This window comes from Streptomyces sp. NPDC041135 (assembly GCF_055592085.1).
This window is the reverse complement of the sequence record NZ_JBVIYZ010000028.1, coordinates 46,684-67,083: the sequence shown is the minus strand read 5'-3', so window position 1 is coordinate 67,083 and position 20,400 is coordinate 46,684. Positions and strand designations below refer to the sequence as shown.

Annotated in this window: 19 protein-coding genes and 4 pseudogenes; 19 read left to right on the top strand and 4 right to left on the bottom strand. The window is 69.3% G+C overall.

The features are described from left to right. Window positions 1–175: 175 nt before the first annotated feature. Together ACZ6CZ_RS33480 and ACZ6CZ_RS33475 are read right to left on the bottom strand one after the other, a co-directional pair. Window positions 176–808, bottom strand: coding sequence for a response regulator transcription factor (locus ACZ6CZ_RS33480; RefSeq protein ID WP_469028886.1), 633 nt, complete (start codon window positions 806–808; stop codon window positions 176–178). Further along, complete coding sequence (locus ACZ6CZ_RS33475; protein WP_469028883.1) at window positions 805–1,890, bottom strand: sensor histidine kinase; 1,086 nt, start codon at window positions 1,888–1,890, stop codon at window positions 805–807. The genes ACZ6CZ_RS33480 and ACZ6CZ_RS33475 overlap by 4 nt, the downstream gene beginning before the upstream one ends. A 207-nt stretch (window positions 1,891–2,097) precedes the next feature. On the opposite strand from ACZ6CZ_RS33475, the gene ACZ6CZ_RS33470 reads away from it, so the two are divergent. From ACZ6CZ_RS33470 to ACZ6CZ_RS33455, 4 genes and pseudogenes are all read left to right on the top strand, one after another. Then, window positions 2,098–3,417, top strand: coding sequence for a tannase/feruloyl esterase family alpha/beta hydrolase (locus tag ACZ6CZ_RS33470; RefSeq protein WP_469028880.1), 1,320 nt, complete (start codon window positions 2,098–2,100; stop codon window positions 3,415–3,417). 247 nt (window positions 3,418–3,664) lie between these two features. Then, window positions 3,665–3,943 (top strand): annotated as a pseudogene (locus ACZ6CZ_RS33465) (helix-turn-helix domain-containing protein); the annotation flags it as partial. 20 nt (window positions 3,944–3,963) lie between these two features. Further along, the gene (locus ACZ6CZ_RS33460) at window positions 3,964–4,212 is read left to right on the top strand and encodes a DUF3592 domain-containing protein (RefSeq protein WP_469028877.1); all 249 of its coding nucleotides are present in this window, start codon (window positions 3,964–3,966) and stop codon (window positions 4,210–4,212) included. Window positions 4,213–4,407: 195 nt separating this feature from the next. Further along, window positions 4,408–4,761 carry a VOC family protein gene (locus tag ACZ6CZ_RS33455; RefSeq protein WP_469028875.1) on the top strand — a complete coding sequence of 118 codons (354 nt, stop codon included), beginning with the start codon at window positions 4,408–4,410 and terminating at the stop codon, window positions 4,759–4,761. Between the two features lie 380 nt (window positions 4,762–5,141). On the opposite strand, the pseudogene ACZ6CZ_RS33450 reads toward ACZ6CZ_RS33455, so the two are convergent. Then, window positions 5,142–5,414: pseudogene (locus tag ACZ6CZ_RS33450) on the bottom strand (transposase); the annotation flags it as partial. 1,293 nt (window positions 5,415–6,707) lie between these two features. Between ACZ6CZ_RS33450 and ACZ6CZ_RS33445 the strand changes: the two are divergent. The 8 genes and pseudogenes from ACZ6CZ_RS33445 (at window position 6,708) to ACZ6CZ_RS33410 (ending at window position 11,059) form a co-directional block, all read left to right on the top strand. Beyond that, window positions 6,708–7,007: a type II toxin -antitoxin system TacA 1-like antitoxin gene (locus ACZ6CZ_RS33445; RefSeq protein WP_469028873.1), complete on the top strand. Its 300-nt coding sequence runs from the start codon at window positions 6,708–6,710 to the stop codon at window positions 7,005–7,007. Continuing rightward, window positions 7,004–7,390 (top strand): fic family toxin-antitoxin system, toxin component, encoded by a 387-nt coding sequence (locus ACZ6CZ_RS33440; protein WP_469028871.1) that lies wholly within the window; start codon window positions 7,004–7,006, stop codon window positions 7,388–7,390. Before ACZ6CZ_RS33445 ends, ACZ6CZ_RS33440 begins: the two co-directional genes overlap by 4 nt. A 606-nt stretch (window positions 7,391–7,996) precedes the next feature. Beyond that, the gene (locus tag ACZ6CZ_RS33435; RefSeq protein ID WP_469028868.1) at window positions 7,997–8,260 is read left to right on the top strand and encodes a DUF6188 family protein; all 264 of its coding nucleotides are present in this window, start codon (window positions 7,997–7,999) and stop codon (window positions 8,258–8,260) included. 30 nt (window positions 8,261–8,290) lie between these two features. Beyond that, window positions 8,291–8,458 carry a hypothetical protein gene (locus ACZ6CZ_RS33430; RefSeq protein WP_469028865.1) on the top strand — a complete coding sequence of 56 codons (168 nt, stop codon included), beginning with the start codon at window positions 8,291–8,293 and terminating at the stop codon, window positions 8,456–8,458. Between the two features lie 12 nt (window positions 8,459–8,470). Then, window positions 8,471–9,211, top strand: a complete 741-nt coding sequence (locus tag ACZ6CZ_RS33425; protein WP_469028863.1) for an SDR family oxidoreductase — start codon at window positions 8,471–8,473, stop codon at window positions 9,209–9,211. A gap of 5 nt (window positions 9,212–9,216) precedes the next feature. Then, window positions 9,217–9,879 (top strand): annotated as a pseudogene (locus ACZ6CZ_RS33420) (asparagine synthetase B family protein); the annotation flags it as partial. Window positions 9,880–9,883: 4 nt separating this feature from the next. Continuing rightward, window positions 9,884–10,168: pseudogene (locus ACZ6CZ_RS33415) on the top strand (helicase associated domain-containing protein); the annotation flags it as partial. Window positions 10,169–10,423: 255 nt separating this feature from the next. Beyond that, window positions 10,424–11,059: a substrate-binding domain-containing protein gene (locus ACZ6CZ_RS33410; protein ID WP_469028861.1), complete on the top strand. Its 636-nt coding sequence runs from the start codon at window positions 10,424–10,426 to the stop codon at window positions 11,057–11,059. 159 nt (window positions 11,060–11,218) lie between these two features. Here ACZ6CZ_RS33410 and ACZ6CZ_RS33405 read toward each other — a convergent pair whose 3' ends face one another. After that, window positions 11,219–12,898, bottom strand: coding sequence for a subtype B tannase (locus ACZ6CZ_RS33405; RefSeq protein WP_469028858.1), 1,680 nt, complete (start codon window positions 12,896–12,898; stop codon window positions 11,219–11,221). 414 nt (window positions 12,899–13,312) lie between these two features. On the opposite strand from ACZ6CZ_RS33405, the gene ACZ6CZ_RS33400 reads away from it, so the two are divergent. The 7 genes from ACZ6CZ_RS33400 to ACZ6CZ_RS33370 all read left to right on the top strand — a co-directional run bounded on the left by ACZ6CZ_RS33400 (window position 13,313) and on the right by ACZ6CZ_RS33370 (window position 20,194). Beyond that, window positions 13,313–13,966: a GntR family transcriptional regulator gene (locus ACZ6CZ_RS33400; protein WP_469028856.1), complete on the top strand. Its 654-nt coding sequence runs from the start codon at window positions 13,313–13,315 to the stop codon at window positions 13,964–13,966. Between the two features lie 48 nt (window positions 13,967–14,014). Next, on the top strand, window positions 14,015–14,773 hold the full coding sequence (locus ACZ6CZ_RS33395; protein WP_469028854.1) for a PIG-L deacetylase family protein: 759 nt from the start codon (window positions 14,015–14,017) through the stop codon (window positions 14,771–14,773). Continuing rightward, window positions 14,773–15,468, top strand: a complete 696-nt coding sequence (locus ACZ6CZ_RS33390; protein ID WP_469028852.1) for a 4-carboxy-4-hydroxy-2-oxoadipate aldolase/oxaloacetate decarboxylase — start codon at window positions 14,773–14,775, stop codon at window positions 15,466–15,468. The genes ACZ6CZ_RS33395 and ACZ6CZ_RS33390 overlap by 1 nt, the downstream gene beginning before the upstream one ends. Beyond that, window positions 15,465–16,547: a 4-oxalomesaconate tautomerase gene (locus ACZ6CZ_RS33385; RefSeq protein ID WP_469028850.1), complete on the top strand. Its 1,083-nt coding sequence runs from the start codon at window positions 15,465–15,467 to the stop codon at window positions 16,545–16,547. The genes ACZ6CZ_RS33390 and ACZ6CZ_RS33385 overlap by 4 nt, the downstream gene beginning before the upstream one ends. Further along, the gene (locus ACZ6CZ_RS33380; protein ID WP_469028847.1) at window positions 16,544–17,497 is read left to right on the top strand and encodes a VOC family protein; all 954 of its coding nucleotides are present in this window, start codon (window positions 16,544–16,546) and stop codon (window positions 17,495–17,497) included. Before ACZ6CZ_RS33385 ends, ACZ6CZ_RS33380 begins: the two co-directional genes overlap by 4 nt. 273 nt (window positions 17,498–17,770) lie before the next feature. Further along, window positions 17,771–19,081 (top strand): MFS transporter, encoded by a 1,311-nt coding sequence (locus ACZ6CZ_RS33375; protein ID WP_469028844.1) that lies wholly within the window; start codon window positions 17,771–17,773, stop codon window positions 19,079–19,081. Between the two features lie 222 nt (window positions 19,082–19,303). Further along, window positions 19,304–20,194, top strand: coding sequence for a hypothetical protein (locus ACZ6CZ_RS33370; RefSeq protein ID WP_469028842.1), 891 nt, complete (start codon window positions 19,304–19,306; stop codon window positions 20,192–20,194). Window positions 20,195–20,400: the final 206 nt, after the last annotated feature.

Genomic DNA, 20,400 nt, shown 5'->3' with positions numbered 1-20,400 from the left:
GATCCCACTCCGCATTCGTCAGGTCTCCGCGTCCCATGGAGTCAGCCTGCCCCCAACACCCCACCTAGGGAGAGAGATCCGAGAAACAGCGCCTAGGCGTCACGCGGAAGCGCGGCCAGAGCCGGTGTTATCACGCCACGTCAGGTCGCCGACCGTAGGTGATGAGCAAGGTGCATCACAGCAGCCCGTTCTCCCGGGCGTACAACGCCGCCTGGGTGCGGTCGCGCAGGCCGAGGCGGCTCAGGACGCGGGAGATGTGGTTCTTGACCGTTCCCTCGCTGAGGTAGAGACGGGCAGCGATCTCCTTGTTGGTGGCGCCCGCGCAGATGAGGCGCAGGACATCCGTCTCGCGCGGGGTGAGCAGCTCCGGCGCCGGAACGCCGGCCATCAGGCCGGCTGTGACGCTCTGGTCGAACTGGGCGACGCCCGCGTGCGCCAGGCGGACGGCCTGAGCGAGGGCGGCGGCGGGCAGGTTCTTGAGCAGGTACCCGACCGCCCCGGCGCGCAGCGCCCGGGTGACGTACTCGTCGTCGGCGAACGTCGTGAGCATCACCACCTTGCAGGCGGGCAGGACCCGCCGCAGCAGGGCGGTAGCGGCCACGCCGTCCAGCCCGGGCATCCGGACGTCCATCAGCACCACGTCGGGGTGGCGGGCCCGCGCCGTCTCGACGGCCTCGGCGCCGTCGCCGGCGCTGCCCACCACCGCGATGCCCGGCTGAAGCCCGAGCAGCGCGCAGATGCCCTCCCGCACCAGCTCCTGGTCGTCGACGACGAGCACCCGCGTGGCCGTGTCCTCCTCCGCGCTCACCAGGGGACCCTCACCGTGAGCACGGTGCCGGCCGCTGAACTGCGCAGGTCCACCGACCCGCCGACGAGGCGGAGCCGTTCGCGCAGGCCCGCGAGACCGAAGCCCTCCTCGGCAGTGCCGAGCCCGCTCCCGTTGTCTGCCACGCGCAGCACGGCCCCGCGCTCCTCGTAGGCGACGTCCACATGGACCTGCGTGGCCCCGGAGTGCCGGCAGGCGTTGGTCAGTCCTTCCTGCGCCGCCCGGTAGAGCACCAGCAGCGGCCGGCGTTCGGTGCCGGACATCTTCAGGGTGATCCGGCCGCAACCGCCGTCCAGGTGGTGCACCAGGTCGGTGAGCGCACGCCCGAGGCCGGCGGACTCGGAGTCGGCTTCGGGGCCGAGCGCCCGCACCGAGGCGCGCACTTCGTCCAGGGCCCGGTTCGCCGACCACCGGGCGTGGGCCACGGCCTGCGCGGAACCGGCCGCATCGAGCGAGGCGAAGGCCTCCGCCTTCTCCAGCTGAATGCCGATCGCGGTCAGATGGTGGCCGAGGCTGTCATGGATGTCGCGGGCCAGCCGGTTGCGCTCACGCGCCGCGGACAACTCCGCCACCTGGGCGAGCGTGCCCTCCAGGCGGGCGCGGGCCTGCTGCTCGCGGACGGCCACTGCGGCCATGGCGATGGCCAGGACCACCCCGAGGGCGAACATCAGCAGGTCGGAGATGTACTCGGCCCGGACCTCCCAGTGCGGAACCCGGAGGGTGAAAACCCCCGCCAGGGCAGCCACGCAGCCGGCGCCGAGCACAACGGACACCGTGCGCCCGTAGACGAAGAACGCCAGGAACGGCAGGAGCACGAAGAGCACCCGGGACAGGCCGGACGGGTCGAGCGCCGCCACCGCGCCCAGCAGCACCGTCCTCAGCGCGAACACGACCCCCGGCGCGACCGGCCACTCGCGTGCGTCCAGAACCGTCAGCGCGCAGAGCAGACCCGCGAACCCGACTGCCCGCACCTCAAGCCCTGGCCCGATCGCGGCGTAGTAGACACCCCCGAACAGCACGGCGCCGTACAGGACGGAAGGTATCCAGGGCACCGGTCGCGTCATCGGGCCTCCCTACGGGCTCACGCGTCTCCCCACTTCCACCGTGCGCAGCCTACGCAGCGGACACCGGACCGGAAGCCGCCGTCCCACATCCTGGCCACAGGTCATGTGCCCTTCGGCCATCGCGCACTGGCCGTCCCGCACTTACCGCCACTGACCCGCGCTTCCTAGATTCGGCGGCGTCCCGTCACCCAACGAGAGGAGAACGGCGTGCTCCGCCGTCTCGCTGTCGTCCCGCTGCTGCTCACCACCTGCCTCGCCGCTCCGGCGGCGACCGCCGACGCGGCGGTGCCCCGTGCGGCGACCGCCCGCCACACCACCCCGGTCCCCGTCGGCTGCGCCGACGTGCACGTCCCGGGAGCCGCCCACACGGTCTCCGCCTGCCTGGCCGACCTGACCACCACGGGGACCGTGCCGACCGGCCACACCGACCCCGCCGACTGGGCCGGCCTCGAGGCGCCGGGCACCGTCACCCCGTCCGGAGTGCCCGGGGTACAGGTCGACGGCTACTTCCCGGACACCTCCACCACCAACACCAACCACGGCTGGGACCACGACAGCCAGTTCGTCGTCCGGCTGCCCCGGCACTGGAACGGCGGCCTGGTCGTCGCCGGCCCGCCGGGGGTGCGCGAGCAGTACGCCAACGACCGCATCATCAGCGACCAGGTGCTCGCCAAGGGCTACGCCTACGCCGCCACCGACAAGGGCAACACCGGCTCCGAGATCTACCGGGACGGTGAGCGCCCCGGTGACGCGATCCTGGAGTGGCACCGCCGCTTCGCGGAGCTGACCAGGGCGGCCCAGCGGGCCGCCGCCGGGTACTACGGCCACGCCCCGCGCACCACGTACGCCGCCGGGCTATCCGCGGGCGGGTACCTGGTCCGCTGGCAGCTCGAGCACTACCCGCAGCTGTACACCGGCGGCATCGACTGGAACGCCCTCGTCTTCACCCGGAACGGCAGCCTGCTCACCACCCTCCCGCCCGCGCTGCGCGCCTACCCCCGCTATCGGGCGGGGGAGTCGGGCGCGCACGCCGAGATGCTCGCGGCCGGCTATCCCGCGGGCTCGGAGGCGCTGTGGGACTACCACTACCGCACCCAGTGGGACTTCCTGCAGCGGGTGATCCGCGAGGAGGTCGACCCCGGGTACGACGGCGCCGCGCAGGCGGGGACCCCGTTCTGCCCGGCCGGGACCGGCGCGGGCTGCGACACCGACTACGACTTCGCCTCCCGCCCCGCCCGGGTCCACAGGGCCGTGGACCGGATCGCGCTGAGCGGGCGCATCCGGCGGCCCCTGGTCAGCGTCCAGGGCACCCTGGACGTCCTCACCCCGCCGTCCGCCTTCGGCGACGTGTATCACCGCATGGTCGCCGACGCCGGACGCTCGCCCCTGCACCGCTACGTCCTCGTCGCCGGCGGTACCCACACCGACGGGCTGGTCCCCATCGCCCCGCAGACGCTCAAGCCCATGCTGCCGTCGTTCGTCACGGCCTTCGGTGAACTGGAGGCATGGACCCGGCACACGCCCTGACGCGAGGGGACGTCACAGCCCGCCCCCGCGCAAGCGATCCGTCCCCTTGCGGCGGTGGGCTCGACGGCCGCTCCCGGTCCTGACCGCGCGCACGACATCGCGATCCGGTCGGCAGCCCGGACACTGCCGTCCCGGCGCCAGGCCCGGCCCCGACCGACGCGAGCGGTGACCTGTCCCTGTGGGGCCGCGCCGGCAGATATGTCAGTGCGAGCTGGCACCATCACCTGGCACGGTGGCTCCGACGAGACAGACCAAGCTGGCCGAGGACGCCGGTGTGCACCGGGCGGCTATCACCCGCCTGCTGCAACGGCAGAGCATGCCCGACCTGGACACCATGCCGGGCCTCGCGCGCGCCCTGGGCGTCCCGGTCCGGGACGTCCTCATCCGGTCCGGCAAGCTGACCGAGGACGACCTGCCCCAGACCCCGGCACCGGCCGCCGCCGTGGCGTCCACCCCGGGTGAGCCCGCTCTCTCCGCCGAGCTGGCGGCGGCGGCCCTCGGTACCCCCGAACACCTCCGGGCCGCGAGGGAAACGCATGCACTGGGGTGTCTGGGCAGTCGTCTCCTTACTGCATCTCGGGATTCACCAGCTATCGCTACCGGGTCGCCGGTCATGGCTCCTACTCGAAGAAGACCCGTGGATACCGCAGGCTGTATGCCGCGCCCGGCGAGGATGTCATGGTGGCCTACGACCCCAGGAATCCGGCGCGGGCGCGCATCACGGGTGAACTGGAGACGCTGGGATCGGAAGTCGGGATCGTGACCGTCTGCCTGGTTGCTCAGCTGGCCATGTAGTTCGTCGCCTTGATGCTGCTCCAGCTCTTCCACGTCTTCTGAAGCGGGGCGGTGGAAACACCAGGCGCCGGTCTGCTTCCGCCCGCCCGGCGGGAGCGTCCCGACAGGGCGTGTACCGAAAACGCCTGCGGTGGTGGACGTGTCGTAGTACTCCTGGGGAGACGGAGACACCTTGGTTCTCGTTTGGAGTCGTCGATGGCCGTTCGCCGTGTCGTGCCCAACATCCAGTCGGAGGCCGCGCAGGAGAGCCGGGAGTTCTACGGCCTGCTGGGCTTCGAGGAGGTCATGAACCATGGTTGGATCATGACGCTCGCAACCCCGTCCAGCCCGGCAGCGCAGATCAGTGTCATGACCGCCGACAAGACCGCGCCCGTCGCCCCCGACATGAGTATCGAGGTGGACGACGTGGATGCGGCTTACGCGGTCATGCGGGCAAGCGGCGCGGAGATCGTCCACCCGTTGCAGGACGAGGAGTGGGGCGTGCGGCGGTTCTTCGTGCGTGACCCCAGCGGACGGGTGGTCAACGTGCTGGGTCACCACTCCCGATAGCTGCAGCTCGGCCCGGCCGAGGACGGCGGGACACACCCGCTGCGGCCGCAGGACCGCGGCACACGCGAGGTCCTGGAACGGTACGGCTGCGAACTGCCCTGACTCCGCAGAGCCTGCCCCCGCCATCCGTTCCACCGCCGGAGGCGGCCGAGTGCAGCCCGCGGGACTTCCTCACTGAAGAGACCTCAAGTCGTGCTGAATCACGATCGGTTCGTCGTCGACGACGGGCGGCATGAGCCGCAGTTCGTCATCGACGAGGACGCCTCCGCGGCTGTCGGCGGGGCTCAAATGGTCATGTGCGGTGGACTTACACAGCTCGAGGCCAGATTGAGAGGGTGACCTACAGCGGTCGGCCATCAGTAATGGAGCTACTGAAGTTCTCAGGGCAGGGTCGGTGGGGTGATAGCCAGACCTGTGGCGGTGAGGCAGCCGTCGACCAGGTGGGGTCGGAGCTGGATCCTGCGTAACTCGCGGCGAAGAGTTCGGCCGAGGTTGTCGGAGGTGTCGAAGGCGGTGTTGGCCATCGCCCTGCGTACCAGCGACCAGACTGCCTCGACGGGATTGAGGTCAGGTGCGTAGGGCGGGAGGCGGACGGTGGTGAGCCAGTCGTGCTCGGCCTCGTACCGTTTCAGCCCGGTGGCCAGGTGGGTGTTAGCCGGGAGCTTGATTCGCAGCTGGGGCGTCAGTTCCTTGTGCCAGCGGTCCCGTTCGATCTGTGCGACGGCGGCCGCCGTCTCGTTCGCGTTCCAGGCCGCCCTGTTCGCCTCGCGGGAGGCCTTCCATGCGCCGTAAGCGGCAGCACCGCTCAGCGCTGCTGAGGCCGCGGCTATGGACGTGTCGACGATGCTCATGCCGGGCTGTATAGCTCAGCCAGACGAGCAGGTTCTCCGAGCCGGACGACGCGCGCCGGCGGGAAGCGTGTGGGGACCCCGGTAGTGCGGCTCTCCGCGAGAGTAGAGATGGACGGGTGATCATTCAGTCGCGTAGGTCGTACGCGCTGTTGTCCCCGCCGACGCGGGGGTGGGTCCTTCAAGGATGTGCAGACCTTCCCCACCGGGAAGTGCTCCCCATGCCTGCGGGGGCGACTCCAAAGGCGACCGAGTTGTCCCGGATAACCACACAGCCCCACCCCCTGGCCCCCTACGCCGACCAGTCGATCCCGAGGGGGTCTACACGGTCCGTGGATCGCCGCCCGGCAGGAGGCATGGCGTCCACCAGCGCCGGTGGCATGGTGACCCACAGCCTCCTGCCGGGCAGCAAGCTGCGCGCCCACACTCTCGTCGGGGCCGCCAGCACGTATGGACCGGCAAGCATCTGCTCTGCGCAGCCCAGCGGCCCGTGCGCGTGCAGTGCGACCACGAGAAGTTCGCCCGGCGACCCTGTACCGGGTCGGCTGTCGGTGCGCCGCGTGTGTGTCCGCCCATGGCGCCGAGAGTCTGGAGCGCCGGCGGGCCCTGACTGACGAGGCTTTCACCGCCGAGCAGCGCAGGCGCGTCGGGGTCACGCTGCACCAGGTCTACGGGCGGGCGAACGGGGATGCGGCGTTCGCCGAGGAGCTGGGCGAGGCCGGATGGTCCCTGTGCGTGCTGGGCCAGGACTACCGGCAGTGCAGCACGGCGGGCGGGTACCGGGGCAATGAGCGGGGCGAGGCGCCACGCCCGGCGTGCCGGGGCACCGGTCGCTCAGCCGGTCGGACCGGGCTCGAGGGTCGGGGTGTCGGCGGGAGACAGGTCCGGGCGCATCCGGTGCCAACGCGCCGGGTGGCACCAGCGTCCGGCACTTTCGCGGGCGACGTCGACGCCGACCCCAGCTCCGGCGTCACAAGAGTGCCAGCCTGGGCTTGCTTGTCGATTCGGATTATTTCTGTCGTGAGCATCTGATGCCATACCCGGGGTCCGGAGGCCTGGATATGGCCGGGCCGTGATATCGGCGGTACCATCGGTACCATGTCTCATACCAAAGCCATGAATCTGCGTTTTCCCGATCCGGGCCAGCGCGCCGCGATCGAGGCCGCCGCGAAGCAGGAGGGTGTCAGCCTGCAGGAGTACATCCTCTCGGCCGCCTACGCCCGTGCCACTGCCGTGGAAGAGCGCTTCCTCGACGCGTTCAGGGCATCGATGGTCCACAGCGGCGACGCGTTCGCGGAGCAGGCCGGCACTGCCGATCCCAGCAGGGAGCAGCGCTCTGCGGAGCTGCAGGCGCGGCGTGATCTTGAGGAGCAGCAGGAGCGGGGTCACGCGGCGTGACCGAGAGAGATCCGCTTCACCCTCTTGATGTGTCCTTCCTGCTGCATGCGGCCGAGCTGCTGCCTGGTGATCCTCAGGTGGACGACTATGGCCCGCTCTATGCGGCTGTGGCCCGGGTCAATGCCCGGGCGTTGGAGCGGGACATCTACGGGTCCTTGTATCTCCGGGCGGCCGCGCTGCTGCAGACGTTGGCGCGGCTGCCCTGTCTGGAGCACTCCAACGAAGCCTTTGCCTGGCACTCGGCGCAGGCGTACCTGGCTCTGAACGGGTGCCTGCTCGAGTATCCGCCGAAGGAGGCGGTCTCCTTGGTGCGGGACGCTGCTTCGGGCGCGTTGGGGGTCGGCCTGATTGGCCGTCAGCTGCGTGCGTGGAGCGCATCCTGACGCCATGTCGGTTCGGCTCGGGACCAGCTTGTTGCAGGCGACGGGTCGGGTGGCCCTCTCGCATAGGCTGGGGACTCACAGTGGGTGCGCGTGCCTGACCGGGGCGGCCGGACCGTCACTCCTTGCGGTTGCGCACTGCGAGCACGGCGCCCGCGAGGGCGGCGATGCCGCCCCCGATCATGGGCACAACGTGCATTGAGGCTTTGTAGTCCACGGCGTAGGACGACCGAGCGTCGGCACCCGCTTGGGCACCGCCAGGTCGACGGGGAGCAGGAAGCCGCGGGTGGGGTGACGGCAGGACCACTGCGGGCGGGTCACGCACAGCCTGCACCGCAGGATGACGACCGGGTCCTCGTTGCCGCCGGGTCTCAGGCCCATCTCCCGTAACTGCCGCTTGGTGACCAAGCCCTCAAGCACCGTGCTGCGGTCGTATTCGGAAACCAGCGGGTTCGCCAATTTTCAAGGCACCGACACGGTGAACCCGCCGGTGATAGGGGTGCCCTTCTGCCGGGGACACATGGGTTCAGCTGGTCTGCATTGGCCCTTTACAACTCGTAACGCGATCTTGTGCGGCAGTGTGGCAGCCGGGGTCCGTAGTCTTGCGGCATGGACAACGGAATCGACCGTGTGGAAGACGGCTGGGACATCCGCTCGATGCGTGGGATCGGCATCGGAGAGGTGATCATCGGCGACGTCTTGCGGCTTCACACCGGTGCGAACCAGGTCGAGGTTCACAGTCCCGCCGAACTGGCGACGGAGCACGAGGCCGTGCCCGTCCACGCATCCACACGGGCCAACCTTGACCGACTGCCGCAGCTGCTCGATCAGGTGGTCGCCAAGGTCCATGCAGGTGATTCGGGCAGCCTGTGAGCGCGCTTCGCCAACGGGTGGTGACTGAAGGTGCCCGCTTCTTCCGATGCCTTCGGCTGGGTCATTGGTCTGCGGGGCAGCCTGCCCGATGAGCACCACACCTACCCGACCGCCGACGAGTGGGCCAGGAACGCCGTCGAGTATCTACTCCACCCGTTGCCGGCCGAAGGCGACGCGACCGGGCTTACCGTGAACTGAGGAACACCACTGATGAAGAACATACGCGTTGTCGTCACCGGAGCGGCCCGCGACTTCGGCCGGACCCTCGCCATCCGCTTCGCTGAACTGGGCGCCGAGGTCTACCTGTCCGCCCGCTCCCTGGAGCAGGCGCAGGCGACCCGCGACGAGATCATCGCGCTCGGTTACGACAAGGTCCACGCCTTCGCCTGCGACATCGCCGACCCCGCCTCGGTCCGCGCGTTCGCCGAAGAGGTCGGCAAGCTCACCGACCGGATCGATATCCTGCTCAACAATGGCGCCAAGTGGCTGACGGGCTTCGACCTCGGCGACGCCACCGACGACGACATCATGGCGACCATCGCGTCCGGCGGCGCGGGCACCGTCCTGATGGTCAAGCACTTCCTGCCCCTGCTGCGTGCCTCGGAGCGCCCCGACATCGTCAACATGATCTCCATGGCGGCTTCCGGCCGCAGCGACGCCTGCACCGGCAACCCCGCCTTCTACGCCGCCAAGGGCGCCCAGGCGAACTTCGCCGAGATCCTGTCCCAGCGGCTGCGTCAGGAGGGCGTCCGTGTGATCTCGTTGTACCCGCCGGACTTCAACAACGTCGACCCGCTGAGCCCCGAGTGGGAGACCACCGACCGCCGGGCCGGATCGGACCTAACCTCCCAGTCGCTGCTCGACTGCGTGATGTTCGCCGTGAACCAGCCGAGAGACTGCTTCATCCGCTCCTTCAACTTCGAGCCGGCGTCCAACGCCTCCAAGGAATAGCCGACATGTGCGGGATAGCAGGCTGGTACTCGCCCGTCCGCGACCTCGTCCACGAGCGTGTGACCGCCGAGGCCATGACCGACGCGATGGCCCTGCGCGGGCCCGACGCTGAGGGCGTGTGGCTGCGCCCTCGGGTGGCGCTCGGACACCGCAGGCTCGCTGTCATCGACCTGGAAGGCGGCGTGCAGCCCATGGTCGTCGGCACGGCCGACGGTGACGTCGCGCGCACCTACAGCAGCGAGCTCTATAACTTCCGCGAGCTGCGCGACGAACTGCGCCGCCGAGGTCATGACTTCACCACCACCAGTGACACCGAGGTCGTCCTCCGCTCCTACGTCGAGTGGGGCGACGCTTTCGTCGAACGCCTCAACGGGATCTACGCGTTCGCGATCTGGGACGGGCGTGCCGAGCGGTTGCTCCTCGTCCGCGACCGGCTCGGCGTCAAGCCGCTTTACCACTACCGCCTCGGCGACGACGTCCTGTTTGGCTCCGAGCCTAAGGCGATCCTCGCCCACCCCGAGGTCCCGCGCACCGTCGACCTGACGGGCCTGCGCGAGGCCTTCTCCTGGATCCGCACTCCGGGCCACGCCGTGTGGCGCGGCATGGCCGAGGTGCGGCCCGGCACCCTCCTCACCGCCGACCGGAACGGGGTGCGAGAGCAAACTTACACTGGAGGCCGGGATGGTCTGGGAGCCGGGTGAGGAGGCGTGGGAGACCAAGCTCGCCGCGTTGCGGTCCTACCGGCGGGCCATGGGGCACCTCGCGCCACGTCAGGACGCGGTGTGGGGCGAGGGCCAGGCGTGGGTGCCCATCGGGCAGCACATGGCCAACCTGCGCCGCAAGGGCGGCCTCGGCAAGGACCCGGAACGGGCCGCCGTACGCGCGAAGCAGCTGGCCGCGATCGACCCGGACTGGGACCGCCCCTGGCCACTCAACTGGCAGCGCCACGTAACAGTTGCCGACCCGAGCGCTGCTAGCCGGCTTCGGGTCTGCGCCAGTTGACAGAGGCGATCCCAAGCCATGGGCCAGGCCCTCTCTCGGAGGTCTGTCGAGGGGAGGGCGGGGCGCGGGCCCACCACTCGTGATTGATCGGTTACACAAAGCATAAAGCTGTGGTAGATCTGTGGATCTTCGGATCGTCCGGCCGGAGCATGACTGACTCAGAGGTCGGTAGGGGGGTGGGCGTGGTCGATGTGTTGCCGGACTCGGTGGGTGATCCCGAGCCCTTCGTTCATCCGATTTTTCAGCTTCGCCCTGGCGAGCACCCGGGCGCTGCCCGCACTCGCCCCGCTCGTCACCGCCGGAGTGCAGCTCCGCGTCGACACCGGCCTGACCGAACCACTCGTCGAAGAGCTGCGGGCCGGCCGGCACGACCTGGTGATCACGACCCGGCGGCCGCGGGGCCGCGCCCTGCCCTCCGCACCCCTGGCCGACGAGGAGTACCTGCTCGTCGCGGCGCCCCACTGGGTCACGCAGACGGACGGCTCAGCGCCCGACAGCATCTGCAGCGCGCTCAAGGACATCCCGCTCGTCACCTACGCGGAAGACTTGCCCATCGTGCGCCGCTACTGGCGCCTCGTCCTCGGCAAGCAGCTCACAACCCAGGCCGCCGTCACCGTGCCCAACCTGTACGCCGTCCTCTCCGCGGTCGCCGCCGGCTCCGGCTACAGCGTCCTGCCCCGCTCCTTGTACAAGGACCACCTCGCCGTCGGCACCCTCACCCTCCTCCACGACCCCGACGAACCACCGCTCAACACCCTCTTCCTCGTCCAGCGCCCCGGCGCCGAAGCCAACCCCGACGTCGTCCGCGTCCGCGACACCCTCCGCCACGCAGCCCTCAACTGGTAGGAACCACGGGCACCCTTGAACGGGGGTTGCAGGACCCGGGCGAATGACTCCGCATCGAGCGGTGCGGGCACGGCCAGCCCAGGACCCGGCCCGAGCGCGTCGTCGCCGATAAGGACTACTTGTCCACCTGCTCTGACTGCCCTGACTCCCCGGACACGCCTAGCGCCGAGAGGCAGACGGGTTGTCGGCCTTGCGGACGACGTCCGCGATCCAGGCCATCGCCTCGGGTACGTCGTAGTTGCCGGCGTGCGGCTGGTTCCAGGCGAGCTGGTAGTTGAGGTCCTTGACCTGCCGGTCGCCGGCGAGCGCCCGGTCGAGGTTGACCGAGACTGTGAATGCGGTGTCGCGGTCACGGGTGCCGTGACGGACGTACCAGTTCGGAGCCGTGTCGGCGCTCGTGCTGATGAAGTCCATGGGGTTGATCAGGTGGACCTGGTCATCGACGGTGGTGCTCTTCTGCGCGGTGTACTGCTTCCAGGTCAGCCCGGTGTCGTCGAGACCGCTGCCGTCACCGGCGACGTCGTTATGGTTCCAGCTGAACTCGGTGTAGTTCATGTAGCTCTGCGTCGGCGGGCCGAAGAGGTTGGTCTCGGTACGGCTGGTGATGTTTCCGTCGACGCCCACGGCGTCGAAGGCAGGGGTCGTCTTGAGCGCGGCCTGGGTGGCGACGAAGGCGAGATACTTCGCCATGTCGACGGAGCGCACCGTGCGGGTGGCGGTGTCGACATCGATCCAGTCGTTGGCGTACGACTTGGTTGTGCCCCCTGTCGTGACCTGGAACGTGCCGCCCAGCGGCGGGAGGGTGTGGGCGGGGTCGGCCTCCAGGTAGGTCTCGGCGGAGCGGACGACCTCCTGCTCAATGGTGTCGAGCATGGTCGCCGCGGTGAGCCGGGAGCCGTCGGGGCCGCGCAGGCCGAGGCTCTTCTCGTACTCCGCGAACCGGGCCGCCATCTCCGCGGCTCCCTCGGGTGAGGCGTTCTGCCCGGTGGTGTCGCGGGTGTCGAGGAGGTTGTAGAGCCACTCGTAGGCCGAGTCGGCATTGCCGAGGTCGGTGATCGGGCAGTAGGCGTTGACCGCGAAGACGTCGTCGCGCAGGGTGCTGCGCCCCTTGGCGTCGATGCCGGCGGCGCCGATCGCGGCGAGGTACGGGGTGTACTCCCCGCTGTTGCCGGAAGCGCCCAGGATCGACGCCAGCGCTCCACCGCCGCTGGTGCCGTTGACGACGATCCGCTCCGCGCTGCCGGGCATCGCGGTGTCGTTGAGACGCAGGTAGCGCACGGCGGCCTTGGCGTCGGTGACGGCCGCGGGTGCCTTGCCGGGGAACGAGCCGTCGGCACCGACCAGTCCACGGCTGCGGTTGGCCACGTCGACGAAGACGTAACCCGCCTTCAGGGCGGCGCCGACGTTGCTCGTCGCGCTCGCGTAGGAGGCGCCTGCGGTCACGCTCGCCCGTAGGTAACTGGCCATCCAGCCACCGTTGTTCACGGCGAAGTAGATGGGCGCCCGCTGGTCGCCAAAGGCGCTCTCGGGGACGAACACGTTCATGCTCTGGTAGCCGCAGGCGGTGTTGGGGATCGTGGTGCTGCCCCCGCCCGGACCACCGGGCTGCTGCGCCGCCGCGGCGACCGGGTTCGCAACGTAGCAGAGCTCCTTGTACCAGCGCACGTCCATCGGACGGCCGTCGACGGTGACGGTGATCGTCGTATAGCCGGAGGAGTCGAAGGCGAGCGCCGCGTCTTGGGGGTCCGCGGCATTGCTACGGCTTTGCGCGGAGGCGGCCACTGCGCTGGAGGCCGGTACTGCGAGGGACGTGAGGGCGAGGGAACCCGCGAGCGCCATGCCTCTCAGGAGGCGCCTGCGGGTCAGGGGGCGCTCTGCCCGCACGCTCGCTTGTTGGGCGAGTGCGTCTCGTCCGCAGGGCGCAGTCAACCTCTGCATGGGTCTCCCCTCGTCGAGCACCAAGTGCTTCGCGGATGCCTCAGGGCCAAGGCGTGACGCACGCTACAAGTTTGTTAACAATATGGCTAGCACTATCGCGAACAATTATCGGCCAGGCCGTGGGTGGCCCCGAGCGTGGCGTCGGCTGCACCGAGGGCGCCGACGGAGACGACGAGTACGTGCTTGATCGTCGTATGGCGGCAGTGGCCGCGGAGGCGGGCCTCGGGCAGCCGGGGCCACAAAATGAGAACAGAATCGTTGACAATTATGTTCGCCTAGATTTAGCGTCGACAGGCACTCACTCAGGGAGGGCAGATGCCGAAGGAAGCCCGTCCAGGCTCCGGAGAGCAGGCCAAGCAGTACGCGCTGGAGCGGCTCAGGAAGGCGATCCTGCAGGGCGAGATGGCGCCGGCTCAGCGGCTGGTGGAGAACGAGCTCGCCGAGAGCTACGGCGTCACGCGTGCCAGCATGCGCGCCGCACTGCTCGATCTGACCTCCGAGGGGCTGGTCGAGCGGATCCTCAACCGTGGATCGCGGGTGCGAGTCGTGACGGTAGAGGAGGCCGTGGAGATCACGGAGTGCCGGATGGTGCTCGAAGGGCTGTGCGCGACCAAGGCCGCGTCTGAGGCCACCGACGCGCAACTCGACGCGCTGACCGATCTGGGCAAGGCCATGTCCAAGGCGGTCGCAGACGGCGATCCGGTCACCTACTCCGAACTCAACCATGACCTCCACGCCCTGATCCGGGACGCCTCCGGCCAGCACACGGCCGTCGGCCTCCTGGAGCGGCTCAACGCTCAACTGGTGCGTCATCGATTTCAGTTGGCGCTGCGGCCGGGCCGTCCGCAGCAGTCCCTGAGTGAGCACCTGGCCGTGATCGAGGCGATCAAGGCCAGGGATCCGCAAGCGGCCGAGACGGCCGTTCGCGCCCACCTCAGCAGCGTGATCGACGCCCTGCGCGCCGACTGAAACACGCTTACGGGGCGGGAGCGGCACCTGTCACCAAGGAGATACAGCATGACCGACGGCAACGGCGCACCCGCCGCCACCCCGCCCCGTTCGACACTCGTCGTCACCGCACACGCCGGGGACTTCGTATGGCGGGCGGGCGGCGCCATCGCCCTGGCCGCGTCGCGCGGCGAGAAGGTCACCATCGCCTGTCTGACCTTCGGCGAGCGCGGCGAGTCGGCGAAGGCATGGCGGGAGGGGAAGAAGCTCGACGAGATCAAGGCGATCCGCCGTGAGGAGGCCGAGCGCGCTGCCGCGATGCTCGGCGCCGAGATCCGCTTCTTCGACGCCGGGGATTACCCGCTCGTCGCCACGGCCGAGCTGACCGACCAGCTCGTCGCCGTCTACCGTGAGACGCAGCCAGACGTCGTGCTCACGCACCCGGCCGAGGACCCGTACAACGGCGACCACCCGGCCGCCAACCGCATGGCCTTGGAGGCCCGCGTGCTCGCCCAGGCCATCGGCTACCCGGGCGAGGGCGAGATCATCGGCGCGCCGCCGGTGTTCTACTTCGAGCCGCACCAGCCCGAGATGAGCGGCTTCAAGCCCGAGGTCCTCCTCGACATCACCGAGGTGTGGGAGACCAAGCGCAAGGCCATGGAGTGCCTCAGCGCCCAGCAGCACCTGTGGGACTACTACACCGACCTCGCCGTCCGTCGCGGCGTGCAGCTCAAGCGCAACGCCGGCCCCAACCTGGGTCTCGCCCACAAGACCATGGCCGAGGCGTACATGCGGCCCTACCCGCAGATCGCGAAGGAACTCGCCTGATGCCCGGCATGATCGTCACCAACCCGCTCAAGGCCGAGGCGGAGCACGTCGAGGCGCTCGCCGGCTACGGAACGGCCACCGTCGGCGAGGCCATGGGCCGCACCGGCTTCCTCGGCACGCATCTGCGTCCGATCCAGCAAGGTGTACGGGTCGCGGGCACCGCTGTCACGGCGCTGTGCTGGCCCGGCGACAACCTCATGATCCACGCGGCGGTCGAACAGTGCGGCGAGGGCGACATCCTCGTGGTCACTACCAGCTCGCCGTCCGTGGACGGTCTGTTCGGCGAGCTGTTCGCCACCGCCCTCGCCCATCGCGGGGTGCGTGGCGTCGTCCTGAACACCGGTATCCGTGACACCGCCGAACTGCGCGCCATGGGCTTCCCCGCCTGGTCCGCCGCCGTCAGCCCGCAGGGCACGGTCAAGGCGACCGGCGGCAGTGTGAACGTACCGATCGTGATCGGCGGCCAGGTGATTCGCCCCGGTGATGTGATCGTCGCCGACGACGACGGCGTGGTGGTCGTCCCGCGCGAGCGCGCCCGCGACACCGCCGAGGCGTCCGAGGCCCGCGAGGAGAAGGAGGCCGGGGCCCGCGCCGCCTTCCGGGAGGGGCAACTGGGCCTGGACCGCTACGGGCTGCGGGAGACGCTCACCCGGCTCGGGGTGACCTACCGCGCGTACGAGGAGGTCGGGTCGTGAGCGACCCCGCGGAGGTCCGCTGCATGCTGATGCGCGGCGGCACCTCCAAGGGCGCCTACTTCCTGGCCGACGACCTGCCCACCGAGAAGACCGCTCGCGACGAGCTGTTGCTGCGGGTCATGGGCAGCCCGGACCCGCGTCAGATCGACGGCCTCGGCGGCGCCCACCCGCTCACGAGCAAGGTTGCCGTGGTGTCCCCGTCGGCCGACCCCGAGGCCGACGTCGACTACCTCTTCCTGCAGGTCGCCGTGGAGGAAACCGAGGTCTCCGACCGCCAGAACTGCGGCAACCTGCTCGCCGGGGTCGGCCCGTTCGCCGTCGAGCGCGGACTTGTACGAGCAGGGAGCAGCGAGACATCCGTGCGCATCCGCATGGTGAACTCCGGTGACTTCGCCATGGCGACGTTCCCGACCCCTGACGGCCGCGTCGACTACAGGGGCGACACGGAAATCTCCGGTGTTCCCGGGAGTGCCGCCGCCGTCGTCATCGAGTTCCCGCGGGGCAAGGGCGTGTTGCTTCCCACCGGGAAAGTCCGCGACACGGTCGTCGGCGTCGAGGTCACGTGGGTCGACAACGGCATGCCGACCGTTCTGATCCCAGCCGGGGCCCTCGATGCCACTGGTCAGGAGGATCCGAGGGACCTGGAGGCAAACCGGGAGCTGACCGCCCGGCTCCACCGGATACGGCTGTCAGCCGGACAGCTGATGGGGCTGGGTGACGTCACCGACACCACCGTCCCCAAACTCACCCTCCTCTCGCCGCCCCGCCACGGCGGCGCCGTCTCCACCCGCACCTTCATCCCGGCCCGCGTCCACACCTCCATCGGCGTCCTGGGTGCCGCTAGCGTGGCGGCGGGACTCCGGGTCAAGGGAAGCGTCGCGCACGGCATCGCGGCCCTCCCCGAAGAGGGCGACCGGCTCCGTATCGAGCATCCCAGCGGGTTCACAGACATCGAGAGCAGTATCGATCGCGCCCCGGAGGGGGGCCTGAGGGCCCGTCGCGCCGCCGTCGTCCGCACAGCCCGCAAGATCTTCGACGGCACTGTCTTCCCCGTACCACCCACAGGAGGTCGCTCATGACCCCGCCTCTCGGCGACATCGCCCACGTCGGCCACGCCCAGCTGTTCACTCCGGACCTGGACGCCTCCCTCGCCTTCTTCACCGACTTTCTGGGCCTGACCGTCAACGGACAGGACGGTGACACCGTCTACTTGCGGACTTTCGACGACTACGAGCACCACAGCCTCGTCCTCACCGCCCGTGACCAGCCCGGCCTCGGGCGCCTGGCCCTGCGCACCTCCAGCGAGGAAGCGCTCCTGCGCCGGGTGCGGGCCATCGAGGCGGCGGGCGGCACGGGAGAGTGGGCCGAGGACGAGCCCGGTCTCGGCCGGCTCTACACCACCACCGACCCCGACGGCCACGAACACGCCCTGTACTGGGAGAGCGAGTATTACCAGACTCCCCCAGCGCTCAGACCCTCTCTAAAGAACCAGCCGCAGGCCAAACCCAACCGCGGCGTCGGCGTCCGCCGCCTGGACCACATCAACTTTCTCGCCGCCGACGTGCTCGCCAACGCCGAGTGGCAGGAACAGCTCCTCGGCGCCCGCCCCACCGAGCAGATCCGGCTCGACTCCGGCAAGATCGCAGCACGCTGGCTGACGTACACCGACAAGTCCTACGACGTCGTCTATACGTCCGACTGGACCGGCAGCCAGGGCCGCCTGCACCACCTCGCCTTCGCCACCGACACCCGCGAGGACATCCTGCGAGCCGCAGATCTCGCCATGGATACCGGCGTCTTCATCGAGACAGGACCGCACAAGCACGCCATTCAGCAGACGTTCTTCCTTTACGTCTACGAACCTGGCGGCAACCGCATCGAGCTGTGCAACCCGCTCACCCGCCTCGTCCTCGCCCCCGACTGGCCGCTCATCACCTGGACGGAGGAAGAGCGCAAGAAGGGACAGGCATGGGGCCTGCAGACCATCGAGTCCTTCCACCTGCACGGCACCCCACCCGTGCAGCGCTGACCTGATCAATCATTCGGGCCCCGGGGGAACAGCCAGCCGTTCCCCCGGGGCCAAACTGTCGCTTAGATTGTTAACAAAAGTGTTGACGTAACGTCTGTGGCTTCTTAACGTCTACGCCACAGCGAGCTCGAGGCTCCTCCCCGCACGGAGCCCGCAGCTCAGAGGCAAGCTTCGTCCGTCCTCCCCACCGGCCGCGCGAGCCGCACCGGCCTCATTGCCCTTGCAGCCAGGGACCAGGGCCCGCCCTGACGTCCCGCACGAGAGGAAACAACGATGTCCTCCTCCGCGACCTCCCCGCTCGCCCCGGCGACCGGGACAGCGACCGCCCGTAGCCGCACCGCCGTCATCGCCCTGTGCTGGGGACTCGTCCTCCTCGACGGCATCGACACGTTCATCTACGGCTCCGTCCTTCCGAAGATGCTCGGCGGCCACGGCCTCGGCCTCACCCCCGACGTCGCCGGCACGATCGGCAGTTACACCAACTTCGGCATGCTGCTCGGCACGATCCTGTCCGGCATGGCCTCGAACTGGATCGGCCGCCGCGTCACCGTCTTCACCAGCGTCGTGATCTTCACTCTCGCCACGCTGGGCACCGGCTGGTCCCAGTCCTCGGGGCAGTTCGGCTTCTTCCGCTTCGTGTGCGGCTTCGGCCTCGGCGCGCTGCTGCCGATCGCGATCTCGTACGGCATGGAGTTCACCTCGCGCGGCCGCCGTGCCCTCGCCACCGGCGTCATCATGACCGCCCACCAGACCGGTGGCGCCCTGGCCCCGCTGATGGCTCTCTGGCTGGTCGACGACTACGGTTGGCGAGCAGCGTTCATCGCCTCCGCGCTGCCCGCCCTGATCCTGCTCCCGGTCGCCTTCAAGCTGCTGCCCGAGTCGCCCACCAACCTGCTTACCCGCGGCCGTCGCGCCCACGCCGAGCTGCTCGCCGCCGACTACGACATCGAACTGGCCGAGCCGAAGGCGAACCGCGGCGACAAACTGGACGCGCTGAAGAACTTGTTCCGGCACGGCCAGTGGTCCACCACTCTGTGCTTCTGGCTGACCTCCTTCGCTGGTCTGCTCCTGGTCTACGGAGTCGGCCAGTGGCTGCCGAAGATCATGATCGACCTCGGTTACGACACCGGCGACTCACTGCTCTTCTCGACGTTCCTGAATGTCGGCGGCATCTGCGGCATGCTCATCGCCGGCCGCACCGCCGACCGCATCGGCCCGCGCAAGGTCGTCATCGCCTGGTTCCTCCTGACCGCCGTCTTCGTCTACCTCATGGGCGTCAAGATGTCGGTCGGCGTCCTGTACGCGGTGGTCTTCTTCGCCGGGCTGCTGCTCTTCTCCGGCCAGACCATGGTCTACGCGACGGTCGGCACGCACCACAACGACGAGGACCGTCCCACCGCTCTCGGCTGGGTCTCCGGCATGGGCCGCTTCGGCGCCATCTTCGGCCCGTGGATCGGAGGCGCCCTCATCGAGGCGGGCAACGCCGACGTCGGCTTCACGATGTATGCCTGCGCCGCGCTCTTCGGCGCGCTCATGATGACCGCCGCCGCCCTCACCATCAAGACCCGCACGGCCGCGGTCTGATCAGGGGTCTCGCACCACGTGGTCGTGTTGATCAGGCCGCAGGCAGTTCATGCAGACGCTCGGCTGGGGCCTCCCAGCCGAGCGTCTGCGTGAGCGGCCATAGATGTGGTGGCCGAGCCTGTGCGGGTGTGCGACGGAACTGTCCCCGGGCACCGGATTCCGCCTGTGTACCAGCGTCCTCCACGGCTAAGGTGACTCCTCAGTGATCGACGGGGGGCGAGGGTGAACTGGGCCGCAGAGGCAGCGCTGACCGATTTCCAGCGGGACCTGATCATCGCCCTCGCGGGCGGGCTCGTCGGCGTGCTCGGCACGATGGTGATCGAGTACGTGAAGGCCCGCCGCGAGCCGACCAAGCGGCTCTCCTACGACGCCGAGACGCGGACGGCCATCGTCTCCGCCGACGACCAGGTGCGGCCCCGGCTTGGGCTCACCTACGACGGCAGATACGTCGAGGACCTCAGCTCCGTCGCGTTCACCGTGGAGAACACCGGGAACCGCGTTGTCCAGCAGCAGCAGCTGCGGTTCCGGTTCGCCGACGGCAGCGAGGTCCTCGACGCCGCAGCGACCTCCACCCACGAGGCCGAGTGGGGCGTGCAGCGGCGCCCGGACCTCGAACAGAGCCGCCGGGAAGCAGCCTTCGCCATAGGCCATCTGGAGCGCGGGCAGCGCGTGACCTTTCGGCTGCTCGCCTCCGGCCGGGACTCCAACAACTGGGAGGTCCTCCCGCACAACCCGCTGGGGGACGTCGACCTGCGCGAGCGGTCGGCCGCCCGTATGAAGGACGACCGGGAGCACATGCCCGCCTTCTTCTCGCTGTCCTTCCTACTATTCACCGTCCCGCGGGTGTTCTCCGCCTTGGGGTTCGTCGGGGAACTGGCCGCAGCGTTCGTGAGTGCGAGCTTCATCGCCGCGGTCATCCCGCACCTCGCACCCACAGCCCGGGCGCTGCGCGACGTACTGGTCCGCACCCATCAGCCCGGGCACGTGTACACATTCAATGGTGAGGTACGCGGCACCGCCCTCACCATCGGGGACAGCGGCACGATCCACTATGCCCCCGGTGAGACTGGCCCGACCGGGCAGCCCGATCCGTCCGATCCCACCCAGGTGTGAAACACACCGGTCCGAAACGGTCCATCGATACACGGTGACCTGGCTGTTCCCGGTTCCCGTGATGGACGCCCCTGCCTACCCAATCGCTCCGGCCTCCAACCCGGCTAACCCATTCGGTCACAGCACTGGATGCCGTAGGTACTCAAACAGGAACCCAGCGCTTTTGTGCTCTTGGTCGGCTGAGGCGGCCGGTCTCGGGGCCTGGA

Excerpts from the sequence above, each read along its gene's own strand:
- ACZ6CZ_RS33400 (WP_469028856.1), top strand. The coding sequence starts at position 13,313 with ATGCCGAAGGAAGCCCGTCCAGGCTCCGGAGAGCAGGCCAAGCAGTAC.
- ACZ6CZ_RS33405 (WP_469028858.1), bottom strand. The coding sequence starts at position 12,898 with ATGGCGCTCGCGGGTTCCCTCGCCCTCACGTCCCTCGCAGTACCGGCC.
- ACZ6CZ_RS33395 (WP_469028854.1), top strand. The coding sequence starts at position 14,015 with ATGACCGACGGCAACGGCGCACCCGCCGCCACCCCGCCCCGTTCGACA.
- ACZ6CZ_RS33435 (WP_469028868.1), top strand. The coding sequence starts at position 7,997 with ATGGACAACGGAATCGACCGTGTGGAAGACGGCTGGGACATCCGCTCG.
- ACZ6CZ_RS33390 (WP_469028852.1), top strand. The coding sequence starts at position 14,773 with ATGCCCGGCATGATCGTCACCAACCCGCTCAAGGCCGAGGCGGAGCAC.
- ACZ6CZ_RS33380 (WP_469028847.1), top strand. The coding sequence starts at position 16,544 with ATGACCCCGCCTCTCGGCGACATCGCCCACGTCGGCCACGCCCAGCTG.
- ACZ6CZ_RS33375 (WP_469028844.1), top strand. The coding sequence starts at position 17,771 with ATGTCCTCCTCCGCGACCTCCCCGCTCGCCCCGGCGACCGGGACAGCG.
- ACZ6CZ_RS33425 (WP_469028863.1), top strand. The coding sequence starts at position 8,471 with ATGAAGAACATACGCGTTGTCGTCACCGGAGCGGCCCGCGACTTCGGC.
- ACZ6CZ_RS33475 (WP_469028883.1), bottom strand. The coding sequence starts at position 1,890 with ATGACGCGACCGGTGCCCTGGATACCTTCCGTCCTGTACGGCGCCGTG.
- ACZ6CZ_RS33445 (WP_469028873.1), top strand. The coding sequence starts at position 6,708 with ATGTCTCATACCAAAGCCATGAATCTGCGTTTTCCCGATCCGGGCCAG.
- ACZ6CZ_RS33455 (WP_469028875.1), top strand. The coding sequence starts at position 4,408 with ATGGCCGTTCGCCGTGTCGTGCCCAACATCCAGTCGGAGGCCGCGCAG.